The organism is Marinomonas sp. BSi20584, from assembly GCF_002792415.1.
In the GTDB taxonomy this organism is placed as follows: domain Bacteria; phylum Pseudomonadota; class Gammaproteobacteria; order Pseudomonadales; family Marinomonadaceae; genus Marinomonas; species Marinomonas polaris.
In genome coordinates this window covers 92,317-117,515 of sequence record NZ_KZ454874.1, presented here as the reverse complement: position 1 = coordinate 117,515, position 25,199 = coordinate 92,317, and the positions used below count along the sequence as shown (strand labels likewise).

Genomic DNA, 25,199 nt, shown 5'->3' with positions numbered 1-25,199 from the left:
ATCAAAGTGTCATAAATTTGACATAAAATATCGCTCTAGCCACTTTTTTAACCTAGACGTATCTGAGAGAAAATGAGCCAAATTGACAATAATGCTCTACTTGAGAAAATCCTTTCGAATGGATTAATCACGCCATACTTCCAACCTATTTACGATTTAAGTAATGGTGAAATATATGGGCATGAAGCACTTTCTCGTGGCCCAATGAATTCCACGCTTTTTTCTCCAGATCCATTATTTACACTGGCTCAGCAAGAAGGAAAACTTCATAAACTAGAGTTACTTTGCCGTGAAAAAGCCCTATCAAAATTCGCCAAACTCGAATTAAAAGGCCGCTTATTTTTGAACGTTAGCGCCTCTTTATTGGGGTCACCAGATCACCAGTCTGGTATGACATTGGCGATTTTAAATGAGCTGGGATTGGATCAAAAAGACATTGTCATCGAGCTTTCTGAACAGCATCCGTACGACCATAATGGCTTGCCGCGCAGTAGTGTCGATCATTATCGTAAAATGGGCTTTCAAGTTGCCATTGATGACCTTGGTGTCGGTTATTCTGGCCTTCAGCTTTGGTCTGAATTGCAGCCAGACATAGTCAAAGTCGATAAACATTTCATTAAAGGAATCGACAAAGACGAAATCAAACGAGAGTTTGTCCGCTCGATTCTGACCATTGCTCAGCGACTAAATTGCATACTCATTGCAGAAGGCATAGAAACACAACAAGAACTCGACCAACTCATTGAAATTGGCGTCACGCTAGGGCAAGGCTATTTTCTTGGGCGTCCTGTGGAAAACCCTGCTTTTTCGACTCATCCCTATTTAGTAAAACAAGCTCAGCGACGTTCGCAATTCCAAGTGGATCACGCAGAAACTGTACAAACACTGTGTCGTCCTACACCAAGCTTGCAAGAAAACAGCTTATTAGAAGACGCATCCCAATGCTTTAAAAAGCAACCAGACTTAGTGGCTATTCCAGTACTAAACCACAACAACGAGCCTGTCGGTGTGGTTCGCAGACATCAGCTGCATGAGCTTTTTTCTACACCTTATGGACGCGCTTTGTACGAACATAAACCGGTTACCAATTTACTCAGCAGTGATGTACTAATTGTCGAAAGTAATGTCAGCTTATCTAGTGTTTCCACCTTGATGACCAACCAAGAAGCCGACACACTTAACAACGAAATTATTGTGGTCCGAGAAGGCAAGTTTATCGGCACAGGTCATCTAAGAGATCTATTAAAACGTATTACCGAGCTAAAAATACAAAATGCCACCTACTCCAATCCACTAACCTTATTGCCCGGTAATGTCCCGATTCATCGAGAAGTCAGCCGTCGTTTATTAGCCAACGAAAACTTCTACGTGGCGTATTTTGATTTAAATGACTTTAAACCATTTAATGACTTCTTCGGCTATTCGATAGGCGATGAAGTGATTCAGCTGGTTGGTTCTTTAATCAAAAACCAAGTTAATCCCGATAATAATTTTATTGGTCATATTGGTGGCGATGATTTTGTGGTGATCTTTGGCGACCAAGATTGGCGACAGCAATGCGACAACATTTTAGAAATCTTCGAACAACAAGTTAGAGGTTTTTATTCTACAGACACCTTACAAGAAGGTGGTGTTTGGACGAAAAATCGCCAAGGCGATACCATGTTCCACCCAATTCTAAGCCTCGCTATTGGCGTCGTTCACCCTAACCCAAAACAATGTACCAATCATCACCAAGTGGCAGAACTAGCGGCTCAAGCAAAAAAATCGGCCAAGCAACAAGGCGGCAATCATATTTACCTGCAGCCTTATATAACGACACATACTGATGAGGTAATAAGCGAAAGCGTATTGTGACCTAACTGTCACAAAGCCCTCACAACTCTGTCACATTAGCACCTTATCTTTAAGATAGACCCTAGAGGAGGCGCTTATGCAGACCACATTTCGATCCGTATTTATTTCCGACGTTCATCTAGGCACCAAAGCCTGCCAAGCGTTGCATTTATTGGATTTTTTGCAAAGCATCAAAACCGATACCTTGTATCTAGTCGGAGATATTATCGACCTACAAGAAATGCGTCATCGTGCTTATTTTGTCGATGCTCATCATCAAGTGGTCGAACGCATTCTCGCTATGGCAAAGTCCGGTACCAAGGTCATTTATATTCCGGGCAATCATGATGCGTTTTTCCGCCAATTCGCCGGCCAGACGCTTTCTGGGATTGAGATAAAACTCAACGCTCGCCATAAAACTGCCAACGGCCGAACCTTTTATGTCAGCCACGGTGATGAATTCGATCAAATGGTAAAAATAAGCCCTCTCATGCTCGCCATTGGCGATAAAGCCCACGGACTCATGTTGTCGCTGAATCAATGGATCAACGGCGTGAGACGCCTTGTTGGCTTGCCCTATTGGTCACTGGCAGGTTATTTGAAAAGTCACATCAGCAAAGCAAAAGAGTTTATCGAGCGCTTTGAAACCGCCGCCCTCAAATCCGCCAAGAACCACAAAGTCGATGGCTACATCTGCGGGCACATTCACTTCGCTTCATTTCGCATCAAAGACAATGTTCTCTACTGTAACGATGGGGATTGGGTTGAGCATTGCACGGCGCTAACAGAATCCGCCGCAGGTGAAATGAGCCTGATACATTGGTCGGAAAACCCAAGAGTATTGGCTACTGAACCAAAAGAAGAAGACTGGGGATTATCGCCACTGCCTTCTAGGAATTAGTGGTGAAGGGTTACTAAAGGGGTCAGATCCCTTTAGCTACAAAGAAGCGATAACGGATATTAATCCATTAGTGATCTTTCGTTAGCGGCATCATATTTCATGACGTCACTCTTCAGTCGGTTCATCCACTTATCAAAGAATGCAGCCATTTCTGGTGTTCCTAAATGGTCATTCAGTGAAGCCTGATCTTGCCAGCGTTCTATGGCTACAATACGGCCTAAAGTAGCATCTTCAACAACAATATTATAAAACAAACACCCTTTTTCTGCTCTCGTACTCGCAGTAATTTTCTGGATATCTTCGACAAATTCATTTACATCTTCTGGTTTTAAATGGACATAGCCCGTTAGAATAATCATTTATTTCTCCTTGTATGTTTATATAAATTGGCAAACTTCATCAAAACTAAGACGTGGACCTCTTGCAAAGAGTTTTGAATCATCTCCATATCCCAACGTACAAAGAAAATTCGACCTTAGATCGGTTCCTGCAAAAAACGCCTTATCGACTCCAGCGTTATCAAATCCAGACATAGAATTTGTATCAAGACCTAATGCCCTTGCTGCCATAATCAGGTAAGCACCCTGAAGGGAGCTATTTCGAAAGGCGGTGTCAGAGCTTATTTTCGGATCGTTCTTAAAATAATCGGTCGTATCATAGGCCGGATAAAGCCTCTCTGCATTTGCATAAAATTTTTCGTCATAAGCAATAATGACAGTAACAGGCGCACTTCTTACTTGTTCAACATTGGAATCCATCAAGTAGGGATAAAGCTTCTCCTTTGCCAATTCGGTTTGTACGAAAGCAAATCGAGCGGGTGCCAAGTTGACGGAGGTTGGCGCCCATTTCATCACCTCATAAAGCTCGCGCAAAGTCTCTTGTGAAACCGGACGCTCAGTCCAAGAGCGATGTGAGCGGGCCTTAGTAAATAGAAGCTCGATTGACTCATTTGGAATTGGGTATCGCATTTAATTTCTCCTCGTTTCTAATGAGTCCAATATAAATGCTTTTAAAAATACTATTAATACCCACTAGTCCATATTTTCGGCTTAAAACACCAATAGGTAAGGTGAAAAGTGTTAATCGTGGTATGATTTTAATGATTCGATTTAGTTGGAGAATTTTATGGATGTACTTGGGCAGGTAATGACTTTACTTAGAACAAAAGGCCATATCTATGGGCGCTTAGAAGCGATTGGAGATTTTAACATTCGATTTCCTTATGAAGTTGGTCACTGTCTTATCGTCACACGCGGTTCATGTTTTCTCGTTGTTGAAGGACAAAAACCTGTGGCTTTAGTGTCAGGAGATTTTGTCATTCTTCCAACCTCAAAATCTTTTTGTCTTAAAAGCAAACTCGAACTAAAAAGCTCAACTGACATAACGCCAAAACAAGGCGAAGACTATGTGCAAACAGGTGTTCTCGCTTTTGGTAGTGGAGAAGGACTGCCGGTATCAATGATCTCAGGATGCTTTAGTTTTGCTTTCGCCGAAAGCCGATTACTTACAGAATACCTTTCACCAATTATTCATTTAAAAGGTAATACACCGAATACACCAATTGGAATCCAAACAATTTTACAGATGATTGAAAGTGAAATCACTCAGGCACATCCAGGATCAACAACTGTCATTGATCGACTTTCTGAAGTGCTTCTGATTCATGCACTTCGAAATCATTTTGAATCATTATCTGAAAATAATCCAAGTTGGTTGAAAGCGCTTGGAGATCCTCAAATTGGTAAATCATTAAGCCATATGCACGAAAAACCGGAGAAGACTTGGACGGTAGAACAACTCGCAAAAAGTGTCGGTATGTCTAGGTCAGCCTTTGCTACCAAATTTAAATTAGCGGTTGGCAAAACGCCTCTTGAACATCTAACCGAGTGGAGAATGTTTAAAGCGGCAACTATGATAAGTGATCACACCCCAATGAAAATCGAAGATATCGCGTTGGCAGTGGGATACGAGTCCGACAGAGCTTTTAGACAAAATTTCAGAAAAATTATGGGCTCATCACCTCGCGAATATAAACAACGTAACCTGAATAAAGACATGAATGAATCTAATGGATATCATTAAAGAGGTCAGATCCCTTTATGTCCACTTGATTCCCGCCTTCGCGGGAATGACGTATTCAAACAACTAACGCGTTGTGAACCTCACTCGCCCGCCACCCATTTGGTTGAGGTCGTGTAGTCGGCAGTCTCTGCCTTGGTAGGCGATTTGTGCGAGTAGTAATTCTGCGGTAGCTAAGGCGTCGGTTAGGGCGTCGTGTCCTTGGTATTCTGGTAATCCGTAGCGTTCTCGGCAGGCGCCAAGGCGAAAGCCGCCGTCTTGAATAGGTTGCTGGGATCGATTGGCTTTGGTGCGTTCAATGGCGAGCGTGTCTAACCAGTTGGCAGAGAATGTCGGTAATGCTTCGGTTTGCCAAGCTTGTTTTAAAAAGCCCAGTTCCATTGGCGCGTGGTGCATAACCAAGACGCGTTCGCGTAGTAGATGCCGCAAGTAACGCAGTACGCTTTCTTGTTTTTTGCCTTGCTGCTGAACATCCGAGTCGGTAATCATGTGAATGCCAACGCTGTCACCAATTTGTGCGCTATCCAACACAATATGCCGTGCTGTATCCAGTTCAATCACGCCTTTGTGAATGCACACCCAACCAAAGCTGACGATATGGTCTTGTTTTGGATCTAACCCTGAAGTTTCGATATCCAATACGAGATAATCCCATTCTGACCAGGCACGTTTAACGGATTGCCGCGACACGTGCCACGCACTGAGTTTTTGCATTAACGCAAACGACATCTAGCTGTACCCTCTTAAAAACCGCTGCTGCGCCACGTCTTGCACATCGCTGATAATGCTAAACGTCGTTTTCAGATGTTTGCGCTCTAACGAACTCAAGTCTTTCGGATCCAAGTAAGCGCTGGCTTTTCCGGTTGCTTGCCAGTGACGTCCTTGAGCTTCTAATCGCAAGCCATTGAGTTTGTCCCATGCGTCCATGAGGTTTCGAGCGGTATCGACACTAATGAGCTTTTCTCGAATGGCTTGCTCGATTCTATCCAAGGTACCAGCTCGATAGGTCTTGCATGACAAGCCATACAAGCGAGCTAAATCATTGATCAAGGCCAAACCTTGGTGCTTCAAATCCAATTGATTTTTGTGCTCACCAGATGATTCCAATACAAAATGACGGAAGAAGCCCAATGGTGGTTTGCTTGCTAAAGCAGTGCGCGTTAAAGTCGCCAAAAATACGCTGTTTTTGCTCACCTCTAACTGCATGGCTGTGATCAAATTGTTAACCGCATCACCTTGCCTAGTCCCCGTGTCATACACACAACGAATGTCGAAAAAAATGCTAGCGTGAAGCAAGGCACTGGGCGCACTGCTTTTTATCCAAGTGGAAAAGACTTGCTGCCAACCGACTGTCGTTCTGCGCCATTCAGGATTACTCGCCATAATATTGCCGGGGCAAAGACGAATACCACAAAGCCCCAAACCTTGGCAGATGAATTCAGATAGTTCAGCAAAATACTGGCTTTCTTCTGCCGTAGGTTCGCGTTCTAGCATCAAGCCGTTATCTTGGTCGCTGCCCAAAGATTGATCTCGCCTTGCTTGCGAACCAAACACTAAAAACTGAAATGCCATCGGGGCTGGGCCGAATTTATCCAGCGCCAGTTCAATGACACGGCGCGTCAGGTTATCACTCACGGTCGCTAGCACTTTGCCCACGTCGGCGGGTTTCATATCGGTCACAATCAGATTCATAATCAAGGTCGGCCATTGTTTGCAAACACGGGCTAAATCTTCGATGGATTGTTGACGATGAATCTGATTGATCAATAACAAAGGACTGAGTTCTTGATGTCGAAGTAAATCTGCGGCGGTTAACATGCCGACGGCTCTTTGCTCTTCATCAACGATGGGCAAATGGTGAATATTGCTTTCACTCATTAAGGTTTGCGCCTGCATCACCAATGCGTCGGGTCTCAGGCTAACAGGATCCCGAGTCATCACATCTTTTACCAAAGAATCAGCCGAGCCGCCCAAAGCCAAAATACGCGAACGTAAATCTCGATCCGTGACTATGCCAGACAGCTTTTCATCTTCCACCACCAGAATCGAACTGACTCGCGCTTCGGTCATGCGCATGGCAATAGTTTGGACACTTTCTTCTGGGGAAGCTTGGATCAATTGTCGCGTCATTATGTGTGCAACGGGTGTCGATAATTGCAATGCGGGAGAGGCTAATTCGTTACTTTGACTACGAGAAAGTTTGCGTAACCGATTGTGCCTCGTGTGTTCAAAGAAGAGTTCAAAAGCTTCGCTCTTTTCCAGCGTTTCCTTGAAACGAATTTTGTCGAAGCGATACACCAAGCTGTCTTCCATGGCGACCACTTGCAATCCATCTGGATTTTGCGCCATAAGGCTAGATATGCCAAAGCATTCACCGTCGGCAATTTGATCCACCAACCCACCTTTGGGAGTGCGGATTTCACAAGCACCACGACGAATCAAATGCACGGTCGCCGCTTCATTTTTTAAGGTCAAAGTCTGCCCCTGGCGAACGTACAGCATAGAGACGCCCATCAGTAATTGCCTGCGCTCAAGCAGATTTAAACTCGAAAAGGGAGGAATTGTTTCAATGAACTTATGAACTTCAGGAATATCTATCGCAGCCATTTTATTATTCTCTTTTTTTGCAGCCGAAGTTTTTTGCAGACGAAGTTTTTTTACAGACGAAGTTAGCTATCAAGAGTGTGCACTTTTATCTTACACAACAAAACGTTTCTTAGACCAATGTCTAGGACATAAACCTAGAACTTATATAAAGCCTATATCTATATTGAATGTCTAGGAAAGGTCTCCACCCGTCTTGAATAAGATTTCTTTGCATATCAATCATCTATCATTTCTCAATAAAATTTTGTCGACAAAGGCTTGACTAACCTAAAATGTTATCGGTAACATCACATCTTAGTTACCGGTAACATTCATCGTAACTAAAAGCACTATTCCTAAAAACTGCTACTAACAAAGCGGTTCTTTCAAAAAAAAATAATGGGAAGCAATACCATGAATAAGTTCACTACCACGTTATTGACTGCCGCTACGGCCGGTATTCTATCGACTTCAGCGATTGCAGCGGATTACAACTTTAAGTTCCAATCTTCTGACCCAGCTGGCGACAAAAACTTCCAAGTTCAAAAAGAATGGACTCAACGCGTCGAAACAATGACTGGTGGCCGAGTTCATATCGACTTGCTTCCTGTTGGCAGTATCTTCAAACACACAGAAACACTAGACGGTATTAAAATGGGCATCTTGGATGGCCAAATTACCGCGACTGAATTCTTCTCTGGAAAAGATCCGGCTTTTGGCTTGATTGGTAATACTGTAGGCGCTTGGTCAAACACTCAGCAACTTCTGCAATACGTTAACTACGGTGGTGGTTACGAACTAATGAATGAGCTTTACGCACCTTACGGCGTGAAATTCATTGGTGGTTCTACGACAGGCGTTGAATCTTTGGTTTCTCGCGTTCCACTAGACAGCGTTGCAGATTTAAAAGGTCTGAAGATCCGTGCACCTGAAGGTTTAGTACAACGCGTATTCGCAGCAGCGGGCGCAGCACCAGTAAACCTACCAGGTTCTGAAGTGTTCACAGGTCTAAGCAAAGGCGTTATCGATGCAGCTGACTACACTGTTTTCTCGACTAACCAGAAAGCAGGCATGAACGACATTGCGACACACCCAGTTCAACCTGGTTTCCATTCTTTGCCATTGATTGATATCTCAATGAACAAGAAAAAATGGGACAAATTGCCAGCTGACATTCAAGCAATCCTAACCGTTTCGGTTCGTGACTTCGCAGAAGACATGACCACGCAACTACGTATTGCTGACCAAGCGGCAGTAAAAGCTGCGAAGGCAGATCCAAACATCACTATTCATGACTGGTCTGAAGAGGAACGTAAAAAATTCCGTGCTATTGCTCGTACACAATGGAAAGAGTTCGCGAAAGGTTCTGCCAATGCGCAGAAAGTCTATGACTCTATTACAACGTACCTAGAAGCAAACGGCCTTCTATAAGCTTTTTGATGTCATGTGTTCGCTGAGTCGAAACACATGACATCAAAACAAACCCAATGCTTATAGTTGCTTTTAAACCTGCAAGATAGGCGCTATACACCTCAAGTTGTTATAGCGCTTATTTTTCATTGGATAATGATCATGAAAGACGAAATTCATCCACAGACACTGGACAGTTCTGAACAGCCGAGAAACGCCCTAGATCGTCTGATCTACTGGTTCGGTAATCTCATCAGTTTGCTGTTTATCTTTACCGTTGGCATTTCTTTTTACGAAGTTTTGATGCGTTACATATTCAACGCACCAACCATTTGGGTTCACGAAACCGCCTCATTTCTAGGTGGATGTTTGTTCGTTTATGGCGGCATTTATGCCTTGGCCATCAACAAACACGTTCGTGTGGTGCTGATCTACGACATTGTTTCAGACACAACTCGTCGCTGGTTGAATGTTTTTCATCACATTATGGGCCTTATGTTTACCAGTTTACTTAGCTGGGCTGCTTATCAGATGGTTCAGGACTCATGGTTCACACCCTTTGGTGATCTACGTTTAGAAACATCTGGATCCGCTTGGGATCCCGTTTTCCCTGCCTTAGTTAAAGGCATGATTTTCGCCACCTTATGTATCATGTTTGTGCAGTTTTTCTTGCACCTAATACAAGAATTAAATGGTTTAAGGAAACGCAAAGATGTTTGATTTATCCGCTATGGGCATAGGCTACGGCAGCCTACTCATGCTCGGTTCTATGATTTTATTACTGCTAACGGGCATGCAATTAGCCTTTGTTACCGCGTTAGTAGCGCTTATTTTTGCAATCGGTTGGTTTGGAGTTGGCGCTTTGCCGCTGATCACCAGCCGTTTGTACAGCTTCGTTGGCAGCTATGTGTTTCTTGCTGTACCGATGTTTGTTCTCATGGCCGCCTTATTAGATAGGTCCGGTATCGCCCGAGATCTGTTTGATGCGATGAAGGTCTTTGGTCGCAAACTACGTGGCGGTGTTGCTGTACAGACGTTATTGGTTGCTATCGTTTTAGCTTCTATGTCTGGCGTTATCGGTGGTGAAACCGTGCTACTTGGCATATTGGCTTTACCGCAAATGTTGCGTCTTGGCTATAACCGCAAACTGGCCATAGGTGTAACTTGTGCCGGCGGTGCGTTAGGCACCATGCTACCACCAAGTATCGTTTTGATTATCTACGGCTTAACGGCCAGCGTATCAATTGGCGACTTGTTTAAAGCGGCTTTCTTGCCTGCGTTTATTCTTGCCTTCGCTTACATGGCTTACGTGTTGATCATCTGTCGTCTTCACCCAGAATACGCGCCACTGCCTAGCGAAGAAGAGCTGGCAGCGGACAAAGACGTCAACTACTTAAAAGCTCTGTTGTTCCCATTGCTTACCGTAATGATGGTACTCGGCAGTATTTATACCGGTGTGGCTTCTGTTACTGAAGCATCTGCACTCGGTGTTGTCGGCATCATCATCAGTGCGGCGATTCGTGGCGAACTGAATTTCGCCATGTTAAAAGACAGCGCCAAAGCCACCATGAGCACATGTGGCATGATCATCTGGATCGGTATTGGTGCAACGGCTCTAGTGGGCGTTTACAACCTAATGGGTGGTATCGACTTCGTTGAAGAAACCATTCTTGCCCTAAGCGGCGGAAGTGTGATGGGCACCATCATGATCATGATGATCATCTTGCTTGTACTCGGTATGTTCTTGGATTGGGTCGGTGTTGCGCTATTAACCATGCCAATCTTCGTACCTATCATTACCGGGCTTGGTTTGGATCCTATCTGGTTTGGTGTGGTGTTCTGTTTGAACATGCAGGTGTCTTTCCTATCACCACCGTTTGGTCCTGCGGCGTTTTATCTTAAGTCTGTGGCACCAAAAGACATTAGTCTTGGCGAAATATTTAGCTCTCTAATGCCTTTCATTGGCTTACAGGTGTTTGTTCTCGGCTTGGTCATATTCTTCCCTGAGCTGGCCCTTTGGTGGAAATAACCCATTGAGACCATGCCGTTCAACACGGCTTTTTGAACGACACTGCTGCCTTGCTGACAACAGCAAGGCGATAAGGACTTAAGAAGATGACAAAGAAAATTGTAGTATTAGGCGTATCTGGGTCAGGTAAATCTTTAATAGGCAAAAGCATCGCGGACAAGCTTGGCTATCAATTTTTTGATGGTGACGACTTTCACTGTCAAGCCAATGTAGACAAGATGCGCCAAGGCACGCCGCTCACTGATGAAGACCGCAAGGATTGGTTGGCGACACTTAATAGCATATTGACGGACAACCCTACGGCAGTAATTGCCTGCTCTGGATTAAAACCAGAATATCGCGCCATGCTGCGTCATGGTCTAGATGATGTCACCATGATCTACCTAAAAGGTAATATCGATACCATTTGGCAGCGCCACCAAAAGCGCGACGGTCATTATTTTAATGGTCGAGAAATGCTAGAAAGTCAGTTTGCTACCTTGATTGAACCAACAGAAGACGAAGCGTTGGTAATCGACATTTCCCAAGATGCCGACGCTGTGTTAAATGAAGCGCTTACGCTTTTAGCGAATAAATAAATGCAAGCAAGAGGCACAACCATAAAGTTGTGCCTCTTTCATAAAAAATAAGTAAATACTCACTTTCAACATAAATCCTATTTTAATTAACACCTGCTCCGCTAACAGCTAATTTTTTGTTTCTAGCCATGAATGGCTTATGATAATGTTACTTGTAACAAAACATGGATACGTCACTGGTATGAAAAGTCCGAACATGAAAAACAAGCGCCCTACTCTTCAAGATGTTGCTGACTTAGTTGGCGTGACCAAAATGACCGTGAGTCGTTTTCTTAGAAATCCAGATCAAGTCTCTGCGCCGCTACAAACTAAGATTGCCGAAGCATTAGAAGACCTAGGTTACATACCAAACCGAGCACCCGATATTTTATCCAAATCAAAGAGCCATGCGATTGGCGTTTTGCTGCCCTCTTTGACCAACCAAGTATTCGCCGAAGTCATCCGCGGCATCGAGTCCGTAGTAGAACCCGCTGGTTATCAAACCATGCTAGCTCACTATGGTTACAGCAAAGAAGCCGAAGAAGCTCGCATTGCCACACTTTTGTCTTACAGTGTCGATGGGTTAATCATCTCAGAAAGCTATCACACAGAACGCGTAAGAAAGATGCTCGCCGTTGCTGGTATTCCCGTTATCGAAATCATGGATTCTGTCTCACCACCAATCGAACAAGCCATTGGCATAGACAACGAAGCAGCCGCTTATGCAATGACAGAGTTTATGATCAAAAAAGGCCGACAAAGGATTGTCTACTTTGCCGCGCGAATGGACCAACGAACACTCTTCAAAATCAAAGGTTACGAAACTGCTATGCTCGACAATGGCTTAACCCCTTTGTGCTTAAAAACCAATAGCGCGTCATCTTTCACGCTTGGCGCGACGTTCCTAAAAGACGCGTTACAGCAACAACCTGATACCGATGGCATCTTTTGCACCAACGATGACTTGGCAATCGGTGCTCTCTATGCCTGCCAAAAAGCGGGAATTAAAGTTCCACAAGACATCGGCATCGCCGGTTTTCATGGCCATGATATTTCTCGCGCCATGGTTCCCTTACTCACTACCGTGATCACACCTCGTGAAGAAATGGGACGACTCGCAGCAGAACATTTACTATCTCGCTTACAAGGGAATCCTGTTTCACAAAGAATCATTGATTTACCGTTCAAAATAGAAGCGGGAGAAAGTGTCTAAAAGTCCGCAACACAGCATAAAGAGCGCTATTTAAAGCAGCAATAACCGTTGAAAACACTTCAAATACCACTGAGAAGTGTTATCATTATCGCGTTTTCTTAACCTCTCAAAGGCTGTTTTATGAAGCGCTTGCTGTCGATTGCCCTCTCCACTCTCTTACTCAGTTCATCTCTTTCTGTTCAAGCTGTTTCTTCGACACAAGACAGCATTAAAAATAGTGTAGAAGACAGCAAAGGCACGTTTAGCATAGATTACGTTCCGAAACGCATCGTAGTTTTGGAGCTTTCCTTTGTAGATGCATTGGCGGCCGTTGGCGTCAGCCCTGTTGGTATTGCTGATGACAAAGATCCAGAACGTATTCTAAAAGAGATTCGCAAAGAAATTGGCGATTGGACTTCGGTTGGCACTCGCTCTCAACCCAGTCTTGAAACTATTTCTGCGCTAAAACCTGATCTCATCATTGCTGATATTTCTCGTCATGAAGGGGTTTATGCTGACCTACAAAAGATAGCACCGACATTAATCCTGCCTTCGCGCCGAGCTACCTATGAAGAGAACCTTCACGCCACAGCCATAATTGGCAAAGCCATTGGCAAAGACAAAGAAATGCAAGCGCGCTTAAAGAAGCATGCTCAAATAATGGCTAATTTTGCTAAACAATTACCTGAAGGCAAAGAAGTTCAATTTGGTGTTGCCCGTGATGACGCGCTGTTTCTGCATACCGCCGATTCCTATGCTGGCGGGGTCATTCGCGCCTTAGGTTTAAAGAATGCCAACACTGGCAGAAGTGACGATGCCTATCGTCAAACCAGTTTAGAACAGTTTCTTGCAGTGAATCCTGACTACTTTATTGTCGGCAATTACGTCACCCCAAGCATTGTCGACAAGTGGAAAAACGAACCGCTTTGGTCTGTCTTAAAAGCCGCTAAAAATCATCATATTTATTCGGTTAACCCTAATACTTGGTCTCGTTGCCGCGGCATTATTTCCGCTGAAACCATGGGGCAAGATCTTATTAAGGTCTTTAACGCGAACAAATGATCTCAATACGTCTGCCTTTTGTCGGCCAATGTCTAATATTGCTGCTGCTTTTATTGGTATGTTCATGGACCAGCTTATTTAGTTGGTCCGTGATCACGATTACACCAATGGATGCTCTACACGCTTTATATAATATGGATGAGGAAAGTATTGCTCAGCATATTGTTCATGATTTAAGACTACCTAGAATCCTTATCGGGATTATGGTGGGTGCTAATCTCGCGGCTGCGGGCGTCATCATGCAAGGACTGACGCAAAATCCTCTCGCCTCGCCTTCGGTTTTAGGCATCAATGCGGGCGCTGCGCTTGGCATGGCGACTGTTTCCACTATTGCACCTTGGTTTGGTCTACTTGGTTCTTCGGTCGCAGCCATCATTGGCGGCGGCATTGCGTGGGCTTTCGTTATGTTGCTTGGTAGTGCATGGCGCGGTGGCAATGAGCACGGCCGATTGGTGTTGGCTGGCGTCGCTATTTCTGCTCTGTGCGCGGCCTTAACCAAAGCCGTCATTATCATCGCGGAAGATCAAGCCGCAGGCGTACTTACTTGGCTAGCTGGCAGTTTGACTGATGCTAGATGGCAAACCTTTGATTCCTTCTGGCCAGTTTGTGTGATTGGTTTATTGGGCGCTATGCTGATTGCCCCAACGCTCAATCTATTGCAACTTGGTGACGACAATGCGCGAAACCTTGGTGTCTCGCTCATGTGGGTAAAATTAGGCGGCAGCTTTTTAGTTTTACTGTTGGTTGGAAGCGCCATCAGTAGTGTGGGTGCGATTGGCTTTGTCGGGCTACTCGTTCCTCATATGGCAAGAATGCTAGCAGGACAAGATCATCGTAAGTTCTTACCCATTGCTATGATGCTGGGCGCTTGCTTAGTCGTCCTATCCGATACCGTCAGTCGAGCTATTATTTATCCGGCAGAAACGCCCGCTGGCGCTATTTTAGCCTTGATCGGCGCGCCGTTTTTCATCTATCTCGTCCGCAAGAGAACCTTATAATGGCCAAGCGCTCGCTGCCTATTTTATTACTTGCCTTGTTAGGATTGTTGATCGCTAATCTGATGTTTGGCGCCGTTTCCATCCCCTTTAAAAGTATTCTTGAAGGGTTTCAGGTCGGCAATGCCAACTACTTCACCGTTCATGAATACCGTTTTCCTCGTACCATTCTCGCCATGTTAGTTGGCGCTATGATGGCACTTGCTGGTGCCTTAGTGCAGGGTGTGATTCGCAATCCATTAGCGTCACCCGATGTGCTTGGCGTCAGTCATGGCGCTGGATTGGCGGCTGTGTTTTATATGACATTTTTCCCTGATGCCGATATTCGCTGGTTACCAGCTGTTGCGCTAATCGGGAGTTTGATCGCTGCGTTAATGTTGTGGTGGCTGTGTGGTCAACATAGCAGCACCATTAAACTGGCGATTACCGGCGTGGCATTGGCGGCGTTATACGCCAGCTGTATAGACTTTCTGATGCTGGTTAAACCGCTGGAAATAAACAACGCTCTGTTGTGGTTAACGGGTAGTTTATGGGGGCGCGGTTGGAATCAGCTTTCTATGTTATTGCCTTGGTTGCTGCTCATTCCTTTTGCGCTTTGGCTGGCCAAACCTCTGAACCTAATCCACCTCGGCGACGACAGTGCCATTAGTCTTGGTATCAAGGCCAACAAACTGCGTTTAACGTCTTTAGCGATTGCCGTTGGACTGACAGCTTCTTGTGTCGCGATTTGTGGTCCTATCGGATTTTTAGGCTTAGTGGCTCCGCATTTAACGCGTAAATTGGTCGGTGGACGCCATCAAATACTTTTACCTTCCACCATGCTAGTTGGCGCGATTTTGTTGCTGCTTGCCGATCTTGTGGCTCGTACCATTGATCCACCTATTGAATTACCCGCCGGTATTATGACTGCCATTATTGGTGCGCCGTATTTTCTTTGGCTACTCCTTAGGACGAAATGATTTATGTCTCTTAGCACTCATAATTTATCTGTTGGCTACCACGATAAAGCCATTGTAAAACAGGTCGACCTAACCATTCCTGAAGGAAAAATCATCGCGTTACTCGGCCCAAACGGCTGCGGCAAATCCACTTTGTTAAAAGCCATGGCGCGTATTCTTTCTCCGATGGAAGGCCAAGTTCACTGGCAAGGTAAAAACCTTCACGGCATTGCGTCCAAAAAACTGGCTCAACAGCTAGCCTTGTTGCCGCAAACTCAGCCTATTCCGGAAGGAATTAAAGTCAAAGATTTGGTCGCCTATGGACGCAGCCCATATACTGGATTTTGGGGACGGATTAACAAAGATGATCAAGTAATAATAGATAAGATGATGGAAGAGACGGGCATTACCGAGCTTGCGGATCAATTGGTCAGCGAACTCTCCGGCGGCCAACGCCAACGTGTTTGGCTCGCCATGACCTTAGCGCAAGATACGCCTTATTTACTGCTCGATGAGCCAACCACTTATATGGATTTAAGCCATCAAGTAGAGTTGATGCACCTATTGCGTAAGTTAAACTTGCAAGGCAAAACCATCATCACGGTGCTACATGACATCAACCAAGCCGCTCGATATTGTGACCATCTCATCGTGATGAAACAAGGGGAAATCATCACCCAAGGCTCGCCAGAATCAGTACTCACGCAGAAGCTACTTAAAAAGGTTTTTTCATTGGATGCGCAAATTCATCAAGACCCAATCGCCAAAACACCAATGTGTGTGGTGGAGTAATTAATCCTGGCAATAACCTTGCTGATTGACAAAAAAGTAGCCAACAAGTTTAATGAGACTAATTATCGTTTACACTTATTGCTTATTTCAATCATAGGAGCGATTCCATGCCGCACAATGCGGATCCAAGAGTGCAGCAAAGTGCTATGCACGCGCTATATTCAGATAACCATCATTGGCTGTATACATGGATACGTAAGCGCTTAGATAACCACTTTGACGCGGCAGATTTAACTCAAGATACCTTTCTGAGAATTCACGCTCGTCAAGACGTCGATACTATAACTCAGCCACGCGCCTACTTAATGACCGTGGCAAAAGGAATTGTCAGTCATTTTTATCGTCGTAAATCGTTGGAAGATACGTACTTAGAATACATCGCATTATTTCCAGATCCAGTAACCTCTTCCCAAGAACAGCAGCAAATTATTTTACAAACATTAGAACAAATTGATGCGCTCCTTAATGAGTTACCACGTCACGTCAAAACCGTTTTTTTAATGTCGCAAATCGAAGGCAAGAAATATCAAACTATTGCTAACGAGCTGGGGATGTCACTTATCAGTGTAAAACGCCATATGAAACAAGCCTATGTGCAGTGTTTGACTCTTATGGAGGAGGATTTTTTTGAATAAGGCAAACACATTAATAGCAAAACAGAGTCTTGAAGAAGCCGCAGACTGGCTTATACGCTCACAAGAAGCACCGCTGACCAACGAAGAAAAGGCACAATTTAAACTATGGCAAGAAGCCAACTCAGATAACAGCAAAGCATGGTTGCGAGTACAACGACTCATGGGAGATGTTGAGACCTTACCCAAAGGTGTCGCGGCAGCAGTGCTCAATCGTCCTGACGACGAAAGTCGTCGTTTCGCTATTGGGAAATTGGCGCTGTTACTGGCGGCTGGACCTGCTTTATGGGGCGGCTACAAAGCGATTGAAGTTCAGCAATGGACAGCCGATTACCGGACAGCAAAAGGTGAGTTTCAAGAAATAACCTTGCCTGATGGATCCTTGGTGAAACTAAATACTGCGACCGCATTTGATATGACATTCAACTCTCGCTCTCGCCTACTGTCACTGCGAGAAGGTGAAATCGAAATACGCACAGCGCAAGTAGATCCGCAACAATTCGGCGCATTTCTCATTCAAACACAGGAAGGCACAATAACACCTTTGGGCAACAGATTAACCGTGCGTCAATGCGATGGTTTTACTCAGCTTGCTGCACTAAACGGACAAGTACAAGTCGCTCCAAAGCTCGCTCAAAATAACGAAACGATGACGATAAAGACTGGCCATCAAGCCCAAATATCTAACTTTAAGTTGCTGTCTAGCCAATTGATATCTCCCACAACAACCGCTTGGTTAAATCAAATGATAGCCGCCCATGATATGCCCCTAAAGCAATTTGCTGAGGAAGTTTCCCGTTATCGAAAGGGCTATTTACGCATCTCGCCTGACATCGAAAATCTTATGGTGTCAGGTGCATTTCCAACATCCAACACTGACACCATTATTAATATGCTGACTCACACTTACCCTATTAAAGCCAAGCATCATTTAGGCGGCTATTGGGTCACTCTTGAGCCAGCTTAATACGACATTAGCAAGCTAATAAATTAAACCACAAAAATTAATGACAATTATTTTCATTTCGATTGATACCTTTTTTCTTTTCAAGTGGCTTATTAAATAGAAAACAAATAATCCAACGATTTTAAAAAAGGAGGTAGCAGTGGCTGCCCAAAGAGAACATTTTTTGAAAACCCATTTTCTGAAGTCGCCTTTCTTGAAAACACCTTTCTTGAAAACACCGTTCTTGAAAACAAAGCTACACAGTGCGATAAGTGCCGCTATTATTGGCACAAGCTTGATCATGAGTGCTGGTGTCAGCTCATTTACCATGGCGGAAAATGCTCCGCAGGAAGAAACTCGTCAACAAATTATGATTCCAGCTGGAGAGCTTGGCAAAACGCTCACCGATATTGCGGTACGTCATCATATCGCACTCTCTTTTGATCCGGCTCTAACTCAAGGGCTCAAAAATGAGGCTGTTTCAGGTAACTTCTCTCCTCTTGAATTAATCGATGTCTTGCTGCAAAACACTAATCTCATCATGACACCAAACCAAGACGGCACATACAGCCTGATGGATCAAAGCGATTACACCATGTCCGGCTTGGCGGTTTCAGCCTCACAAATTAACGACAGCGTACTAAGCGAATACAAGGGCGGACAAATTGAATCCGGTGGTCGATTAGGTGTATTTGGCGAACAAGACAGCTCCAATGTGCCTTTCAGTTTAGTGTCCTATACCAACAAAGCCATCGAAGACCAACAGTTAGAAAGCATTGCTGAAGTCCTAGACAACGACGCTTCTGTTCAATCCGGGCATGGATATGGAAACTACTCAGAAAAATTCATGATTCGTGGCTTTGAGCTCGACAGCGACGCTATTTCCTACGGCGGACTCTATGGCATCCTACCTCGCCAAGTCGTTTCTACTAACGCTGTAGAAAGCGTGCAACTATTAAAAGGCTCAAGTGCTTTTTTAAACGGTGTCACTCCTGGTGGATCTGGTATTGGTGGCGCGATTAATCTAGAACCCAAACGAGCTGATGATGACCTTACTGCCTTAACACTAGATACAACAGCAGAAGGCCAATTCGGTATTAGCACGGATGTAGCGCGGCGTTTCGGCAGTAACAATCAATGGGGAGTTCGCGTCAACGCATTACACCGCGATGGTGACAGCGCCATCGACAACGAAACCCGTGAAGAAACATCCATCAGTGTTGGCGTAGATTACCAATCAAAAAAACTTAATGTTTCTACCGATGTTGGTTACCAAAAACAAACTATCGATAGCGGACGCTCAATTGTTCATGTAAACAGCAGTTTAACAGAGGTTCCAACCGTCCCTGACGCTGAAACCAACTATGCACCATCATGGGCAAACTCTGAACTAGAAACACTATATGGCATGGTCTCAGCAAATTATAAATTAAACCAAGACTGGACATTAAACGGCGCACTCGGCGCTAATAAGAACAAAGAGTTCGGTGATTATTCTTCTCCCACCGTTAATAGTCTAAATGGTGACGCCACTGGCAGACGACTGTCCGTACCTTATGAATCTAATACTTTCTCCTCCTCTGTCAGCCTATTAGGAGATCTAACAACAGGCAGGGTGACCCACCAATTGAACCTTGCTTATTCAGGTTTTGTTAATAAGACCTATACCGCTTATACCATGTCTAATCCAACTTATGACACGAACATTTATAATCCGGTTGATATCGCTTATCCAGATACTGTTTTTGCTGATGGCAATATGGGCAACCCAAATATTCGCTCTAAAACCGATACCAAAGGGCTTTCGTTTGCAGATACTTTAGGCTTTATGGATGATCGTATTTTGCTTACAGCTGGTGTGCGATACCAAGAAATTAACGTCAACAACTACAATTACGATGGCTCTGTCGACACGACTTACGATGACTCAGCCACATCGCCGATTTACGGCATTGTTTACAAACCGACTGACACCGTATCCTTGTACGCTAATCACATAGAAGCCTTACAAAAAGGTGAAAATGTCTCAACCAGCAGTAGCAATAACTATTCAAACGCAGGCGCAAGCTTAAAACCTTATACCTCTGAGCAAAATGAGGTGGGAATTAAATTCGAAGATGGAACATTGGGTGCTGGTGCTGCTCTTTTCGAAATAACCAAACCCGAAGCCTACGGTGAAGCCGGCAAAGCTTATGGTTACTACGGAGAACAACGTAACCGAGGCCTTGAGCTAAGTTTATACGGTGAACCACTAACAGGTCTGCGTATTAATACCTCGGCGACATGGTTAGACCCTAAACTAAAAGACACTCAAAACGGCACTAATGATGGCAACGACGCGGTTGGTGTTGCTAAGTATCGAATAGTGCTGGGAGGCGAATATGACATTCGCTCGTTACAAGGTCTAACGCTAGGCGGAAAAGTCATTCGCAGCGGTCCACAATACTTGAATGCGAACAATACACTTGAATTGGATCCTTGGACACGATTCGACGTAAACGCACGTTATGTCTCTAAAATTGCTCAACAAGATATTACTTGGCGTTTAAACATCACCAACTTGATGAATGAAGGTTACTGGGCATCGGCAGCTGGCGGTTACCTAACACAAGGTAACCCACGCGAAATCAAGTTATCTGTCTCCACCGAGTTCTAAATCACGCTAGTAATCTCGTGATGTTAATCGCCGATAAAATTCATTCCATTGGCGATTAACATCACTCTTCACAAGAAAAAGTCGTAAAACTCGCATTATTTTTTGAAATGACTAGACGAAAATTCCTCGCATTGAATGTCCAAAAACTCAGTTTTTTATGAGGTAACATATTCTCACTAGAGAAGTTCACCTCCTTTAAAAGCCGAGCAGAATAATGACCCTATCCTTTACAGATACAGCAACACCAATTGATTTTGACAAGGTAACTCACACGTTAAAAGAAGCCGGAATTCCCTCTTTGGCACGAGCCTCTATCCGTGAGCTTGTTGCGCTGGTTAATCGTATTGAATCCGCAACAGGTGAGCAATTCATCCGCATGGAAATGGGGGTTCCTGGCCTGCCTGCACCCAGTGTCGGCATAGAAGCAGAGATCGCAGCGCTGCATCAAGGCGTAGCTTCTAAATACCCAATGCTAGAAGGTATTCCTCAGCTGAAACAGGAAATCAGCCGTTTCTGTTCTTTGTTTATGAATATCAACGTCAGCCCAACAGGTTGCTTTCCAACAGTCGGTTCAGCTCAAGGAGCCTCGGCGGCTTTTTTAGTCGGCAACCGCACGAAAGAGCAAGGCGCTACATTATTTATTGACCCAGGCTTTCCAAATCAAAAACGTCAGCTCGATATGATAGGTCAATCTTGGGGCAGCTTTGATGTGTACAATCATCGTGGCGTAGCACTGAAACCAGAGCTCGAAAAACATCTGTCCTCAGGAAAATACGCCACTTTACTGTATTCAAATCCAAATAATCCTGCCTGGATTTGTTTCAACGAAGAAGAGTTACAGATCATTGCCGATGTAGCTAGACGCTACGATGTCATTGTCATTGAAGACCTAGCCTATTTTGGTATGGATTACCGCGAAGACTATGCAACACCCGGCCAAGCTCCTTATCAGCCTAGTGTTGCGCATTATACCGATCGATACATTTTATTGATTTCAAGCTCTAAAGTGTTTAGCTATGCAGGTCAACGAGTGGCAAGTTTGGTCATTTCAGATGCGCTTTACCAACAAGAGTTTGCAACCTTAAAAACTAATTTTGGGCAAACACAGTTCGGCAAAGCCATCACCTTCGGTGCTATGGGAGGATTATCCGCTGGCGTTACGCATTCGGCACAATATGGTTTAGCCGCCATGTTGAAAGCCGCCAATGATGGGGAATTGCCTTTTTTAAACCTAACTAAGGTTTATGAGAAACGCGCAGCCATCATGAAAAAGCTATTCGTCGACCATGGTTTTGAAATAGTGTATGCCGAAGATAACGGCAAGGCCCTGAGCGATGGTTTCTATTTTACTTTCTCTTATCCAGGAATGGATAGTGATAGCTTACTGGAAGCTCTGCTCTACCATGGAATTAGCGCCATATCCCTGCTAAATACAGGTTCCGAAAGAGTAGAAGGCGCACGCGCTTGTGTTTCTCAGGTAAAAGATGAACAACTAGCGGATCTTGAAACACGATTAAATGCCTTTCAAGCGCGTTTTAATCCTGCTTAACGCGTTACTCCCATTGCTCGCGATTTTTTCGATTGAAACGGAATTAATCAACTTAAATCCCCTTCAATCGACACTATCGCGTTCTTTTTTACAACAACGCCTTTAATTATCTGCTTAATTCAAGAAAGCAGAGCAAACGCTTCATCTTGGCTTATTACGGTAGCGTATTCGCCATGTAGGTTGGCAAGTGACATAGCATGTACTTCATCGGCACTGCGCGATTGACCAAAAAAATCGTCTTTTTCAAAAGCAAAACAAGCACTGCTAACCACATAGGTCTTAAAGCCTAAATTACCAGCACTTCTCACAGTTGATTCCACAGAATTATTCGTGCTGACGCCAACGACGACCAAGGCTTGCGCATCTTGTTCCCGTAGCCAAACATTCAAATCAGAATAGGTAAAAGCGTCTGGAACCGATTTTTCAATGACTTTTTCATCGGCTAATGGCTGAAAGGCGTCTTGAAACAACACACCCTCTTGCTCTGGCCAAAACAAAGATTCGGGCTCTGTCGACAAATGACGTACATGAACAATCGGTGCATGACTGGCTCGCCAATGCGCTAATAACTCAGCAATTTCTTGCTCAGCATTTGGATTATTACGTTCACCAGCTTGTGGCCAAGACATGCCTTGCTGCATATCAATGATCACCAAAACAATCGATTTAGACATTACCCTTCCCTTTGATTTTAGTATTTGTATTTAGATGTCTTTCTTTTGCTGCTCACTGTTTTTTTCATCTTCTCGACTTTCAAGCGCTAACAATCGCTTTTGCTGATTGCGCAATTTAAAAAAGAAAACCACTAACGCCATGCATAACAGAAAGGTTAGGTTGCCAAGAAAATTCACGCGATATTCTAATGATTTAACGTGGGCCATTTTTGTAGCAAGCGATTGGTAATCACCTAAAGACGCAGTGGACAATTGCAAAATAGCCACGCTTCGCTCTAACTCAAAGACAGTTTGAGTTAGCTTCTGCTGGTCTTCAGAAACATTATTGGCGGCCATAGAAACCGATACAAAGCTTCCAAGAAGCAAACACAACAACAATCGATATAACATAACATTCCCTCTGTATAACACGCACAAAAGCATGAATTATAAATTAGTCACTTGGTATACGTACTCTATCTGCTTCTTCGACTTAATGCTGCCTTCATCCTATAAATAAAAATATCTATTTACGACAAAGTACATTACTCAAAGCAAATAACAAAACAAACAAAAATCCCTGAACTACACTTTTATTTTGCATCGACATAATAAGAACACAACTCAAACATAAGGATGTAACTCCATGCGCACAAATCTAACGACCGCTAACCGACTTTGGCTTTTTGCTATTATTGCTATCCTTGGAGCTGCCTCGATAGGAATAAACGGAGTATTAACTATTTCCTCTAGTGGTAAAACCACCCACAACAACCTTGAGACTATTCAGCTTAAAAGCAATAACTTGCTTGCGATTGAAAATGCAAAAATGAACTTACTTTTGCAAGTAAAAGCCTTTAAAGATGCCTTAATAAGAGGAAACGACCCGCAAAACTATACGAAATATAACGCAGAATTCAAACAACATCGTGAAGCAGTTCATGAAGATCTGGTTGAGGCCAAAGCATTAATGAAGGAACTTAATATAGGATCAGAAAAGATCGATGAACTGGCATTACTTCACAATCAACTGAGTGATAGATATCAATCGGCATTAGATAAATTCGATACAAAAGATAGTAATTCTGGTCAAAAAATAGACTTAATGGTGAAAGGAATTGATCGCCCAGCTTTAGCAGCCATGGATACACTTGTAGAAACATCCGAAAAAGAATACGGCACCTTAATTACAGAGCAAATAGGCTTTCTTGATGAGACAAGCCAAAGCGCGTTAAGCCAATCACTAGTCATTTGCTTTACCATCGTTTTACTGATTATTGTAATGGCACTTTGGATTAATCGTAATGTAATGAGCCAGCTTGGTGGCGATCCGGCCTATGCTGCAGGCATTGTTAAAAGTATTTCAGAAGGTAACCTGACCACTGCAATCACTCTAAAATCAGACGATAAAACTAGCTTGCTCGCTCAAATGCACACCATGCAAATAGCCCTCAGGGGCGTCATAGAACAAATCCGAGATGCTAGTCACTCCCTTGTCAGTTCATCTCAACAATTAGCGGCCTCATCCCATCAAGTTGCGGTTAGCAGCACTCTACAAAGTGATACTTCAGCTACTATTGCCGCGTCAGTAGAAGAGCTCACTTACGGTATCAGCCAAGTCTCAGGCAGCGCAGATGAAGCTCATCAGTTATCGAGTAATGCTCGTGATGCTTCATCAAGTGGTGCTATACAGATGCAAAAAAACATCACCGACATCAAAAACATTGCTCAATCCATTCAAGAAGCCACTCAGTCCATGCATAAACTGGGATCTCAATCGGAAAAAATCTACAGTGTCATCGGCGTCATCCAAGAAATAGCAGATCAAACCAATTTACTAGCATTAAATGCTGCCATAGAAGCAGCAAGAGCTGGAGAAACAGGACGAGGTTTCGCAGTCGTTGCAGATGAGGTGCGAACACTTGCTGAAAAAACCGGCAAATCCACCGCAGAGATTTCTGACACTATCAACATGATCCAAAGAGATACCAAAATTGCGATTGGCGTTATGGAAAGTAGCGCAAGCCAAATGCAACCCGTCATAGACGGTGTCGATGCAACTGGCATTGCCATGCGTGAAATAGAAAATGGCACGAGACAAGTTCTAGACTCGCTAGACCAAATAACAATGATACTAGCAGAACAGAGCAAAGCGAGTAACGAAGTGGCACAAAGTGTCGAGGAAAGTGCTCAGCTTAATAAATCAAATAGTGAAGCGGTCAATGAGGTTTCTACTGCGGCCCATCACCTTAAGGATATTGCGCAAAGCCTAATAATCAGCGTACAGAGATTCTCGATTTAACATGCAATCAGCCAAACATTCTAACCAAGCTCTTTTAGTTGAATGTTTGGCTTCATCTATCTCTAAGTTCCTTAACCTAAGGAC

The 25,199-nt window shown here is 44.0% G+C and carries 23 protein-coding genes; 17 read left to right on the top strand and 6 right to left on the bottom strand.

The window, feature by feature from the left end:
• The first annotated feature begins 72 nt into the window (after positions 1–72).
• Positions 73–1,857 (top strand): GGDEF domain-containing protein, encoded by a 1,785-nt coding sequence (locus TY87_RS07560; RefSeq protein ID WP_100186602.1) that lies wholly within the window; start codon positions 73–75, stop codon positions 1,855–1,857.
• Positions 1,858–1,933: 76 nt separating this feature from the next.
• Positions 1,934–2,737, top strand: coding sequence for a UDP-2,3-diacylglucosamine diphosphatase (locus TY87_RS07555; protein ID WP_100186601.1), 804 nt, complete (start codon positions 1,934–1,936; stop codon positions 2,735–2,737).
• Between the two features lie 59 nt (positions 2,738–2,796).
• On the opposite strand, the gene TY87_RS07550 is transcribed toward TY87_RS07555, so the two are convergent.
• Together TY87_RS07550 and TY87_RS07545 are read right to left on the bottom strand one after the other, a co-directional pair.
• Entirely contained in the window at positions 2,797–3,096 is a 300-nt protein-coding gene (locus tag TY87_RS07550) for a putative quinol monooxygenase (RefSeq protein ID WP_100186600.1), read from the bottom strand.
• An 18-nt stretch (positions 3,097–3,114) separates the two neighbouring features.
• On the bottom strand, positions 3,115–3,705 hold the full coding sequence (locus TY87_RS07545) for a malonic semialdehyde reductase (RefSeq protein WP_100186599.1): 591 nt from the start codon (positions 3,703–3,705) through the stop codon (positions 3,115–3,117).
• Positions 3,706–3,862: 157 nt separating this feature from the next.
• On the opposite strand from TY87_RS07545, the gene TY87_RS07540 reads away from it, so the two are divergent.
• Positions 3,863–4,819, top strand: coding sequence for an AraC family transcriptional regulator (locus TY87_RS07540; protein WP_100186598.1), 957 nt, complete (start codon positions 3,863–3,865; stop codon positions 4,817–4,819).
• Between the two features lie 63 nt (positions 4,820–4,882).
• On the opposite strand, the gene TY87_RS07535 is transcribed toward TY87_RS07540, so the two are convergent.
• Both TY87_RS07535 and TY87_RS07530 read right to left on the bottom strand, forming a co-directional pair.
• Positions 4,883–5,545, bottom strand: coding sequence for a 3'-5' exonuclease (locus TY87_RS07535; protein ID WP_100186597.1), 663 nt, complete (start codon positions 5,543–5,545; stop codon positions 4,883–4,885).
• Entirely contained in the window at positions 5,546–7,423 is a 1,878-nt protein-coding gene (locus TY87_RS07530; protein ID WP_100186596.1) for a DUF294 nucleotidyltransferase-like domain-containing protein, read from the bottom strand. It abuts the gene before it with no gap.
• 393 nt (positions 7,424–7,816) lie between these two features.
• Here TY87_RS07530 and TY87_RS07525 point away from each other — a divergent pair, with 393 nt between their 5' ends.
• The 13 genes from TY87_RS07525 to TY87_RS07465 all read left to right on the top strand — a co-directional run bounded on the left by TY87_RS07525 (position 7,817) and on the right by TY87_RS07465 (position 22,160).
• On the top strand, positions 7,817–8,833 hold the full coding sequence (locus TY87_RS07525; protein WP_100186595.1) for a TRAP transporter substrate-binding protein: 1,017 nt from the start codon (positions 7,817–7,819) through the stop codon (positions 8,831–8,833).
• Positions 8,834–8,974: 141 nt separating this feature from the next.
• The gene (locus TY87_RS07520) at positions 8,975–9,532 is read left to right on the top strand and encodes a TRAP transporter small permease subunit (RefSeq protein WP_048813902.1); all 558 of its coding nucleotides are present in this window, start codon (positions 8,975–8,977) and stop codon (positions 9,530–9,532) included.
• Positions 9,525–10,841 (top strand): TRAP transporter large permease, encoded by a 1,317-nt coding sequence (locus TY87_RS07515; protein WP_100186594.1) that lies wholly within the window; start codon positions 9,525–9,527, stop codon positions 10,839–10,841. Before TY87_RS07520 ends, TY87_RS07515 begins: the two co-directional genes overlap by 8 nt.
• A gap of 86 nt (positions 10,842–10,927) precedes the next feature.
• Entirely contained in the window at positions 10,928–11,419 is a 492-nt protein-coding gene (locus tag TY87_RS07510; protein WP_011978524.1) for a gluconokinase, read from the top strand.
• Between the two features lie 181 nt (positions 11,420–11,600).
• Positions 11,601–12,611, top strand: a complete 1,011-nt coding sequence (gntR, locus tag TY87_RS07505) for a gluconate operon transcriptional repressor GntR (protein WP_232617090.1) — start codon at positions 11,601–11,603, stop codon at positions 12,609–12,611.
• 120 nt (positions 12,612–12,731) lie between these two features.
• A complete protein-coding gene (locus TY87_RS07500) occupies positions 12,732–13,652 on the top strand; it encodes a Fe(3+) dicitrate ABC transporter substrate-binding protein (RefSeq protein WP_100186592.1) in 921 nt (306 codons plus the stop codon).
• Positions 13,649–14,650, top strand: a complete 1,002-nt coding sequence (locus tag TY87_RS07495) for an iron chelate uptake ABC transporter family permease subunit (RefSeq protein WP_100186591.1) — start codon at positions 13,649–13,651, stop codon at positions 14,648–14,650. The genes TY87_RS07500 and TY87_RS07495 overlap by 4 nt, the downstream gene beginning before the upstream one ends.
• Complete coding sequence (gene fecD / locus TY87_RS07490) at positions 14,650–15,606, top strand: Fe(3+) dicitrate ABC transporter permease subunit FecD (protein ID WP_100186590.1); 957 nt, start codon at positions 14,650–14,652, stop codon at positions 15,604–15,606. The genes TY87_RS07495 and fecD overlap by 1 nt, the downstream gene beginning before the upstream one ends.
• 3 nt (positions 15,607–15,609) lie before the next feature.
• Positions 15,610–16,377, top strand: a complete 768-nt coding sequence (fecE, locus tag TY87_RS07485; RefSeq protein WP_072838908.1) for a Fe(3+) dicitrate ABC transporter ATP-binding protein FecE — start codon at positions 15,610–15,612, stop codon at positions 16,375–16,377.
• A gap of 107 nt (positions 16,378–16,484) precedes the next feature.
• The gene (locus tag TY87_RS07480) at positions 16,485–17,012 is read left to right on the top strand and encodes a sigma-70 family RNA polymerase sigma factor (RefSeq protein ID WP_072838907.1); all 528 of its coding nucleotides are present in this window, start codon (positions 16,485–16,487) and stop codon (positions 17,010–17,012) included.
• The gene (locus tag TY87_RS07475) at positions 17,005–17,976 is read left to right on the top strand and encodes a FecR domain-containing protein (protein WP_100186589.1); all 972 of its coding nucleotides are present in this window, start codon (positions 17,005–17,007) and stop codon (positions 17,974–17,976) included. Before TY87_RS07480 ends, TY87_RS07475 begins: the two co-directional genes overlap by 8 nt.
• A gap of 139 nt (positions 17,977–18,115) precedes the next feature.
• Positions 18,116–20,611: a TonB-dependent receptor gene (locus tag TY87_RS07470; RefSeq protein ID WP_100186588.1), complete on the top strand. Its 2,496-nt coding sequence runs from the start codon at positions 18,116–18,118 to the stop codon at positions 20,609–20,611.
• Positions 20,612–20,825: 214 nt separating this feature from the next.
• Positions 20,826–22,160, top strand: coding sequence for a pyridoxal phosphate-dependent aminotransferase (locus tag TY87_RS07465; protein WP_100186587.1), 1,335 nt, complete (start codon positions 20,826–20,828; stop codon positions 22,158–22,160).
• Positions 22,161–22,279: 119 nt separating this feature from the next.
• Here the strand turns inward: TY87_RS07465 and TY87_RS07460 are convergent, their stop codons facing one another.
• Positions 22,280–22,834 (bottom strand): cysteine hydrolase family protein, encoded by a 555-nt coding sequence (locus TY87_RS07460; RefSeq protein WP_100186586.1) that lies wholly within the window; start codon positions 22,832–22,834, stop codon positions 22,280–22,282.
• Positions 22,835–22,864: 30 nt separating this feature from the next.
• Positions 22,865–23,224: a hypothetical protein gene (locus TY87_RS07455; RefSeq protein WP_100186585.1), complete on the bottom strand. Its 360-nt coding sequence runs from the start codon at positions 23,222–23,224 to the stop codon at positions 22,865–22,867.
• Between the two features lie 235 nt (positions 23,225–23,459).
• Between TY87_RS07455 and TY87_RS07450 the strand changes: the two genes are divergently transcribed.
• Entirely contained in the window at positions 23,460–25,115 is a 1,656-nt protein-coding gene (locus tag TY87_RS07450; protein WP_072838901.1) for a methyl-accepting chemotaxis protein, read from the top strand.
• The last annotated feature ends 84 nt before the right edge of the window (positions 25,116–25,199 follow it).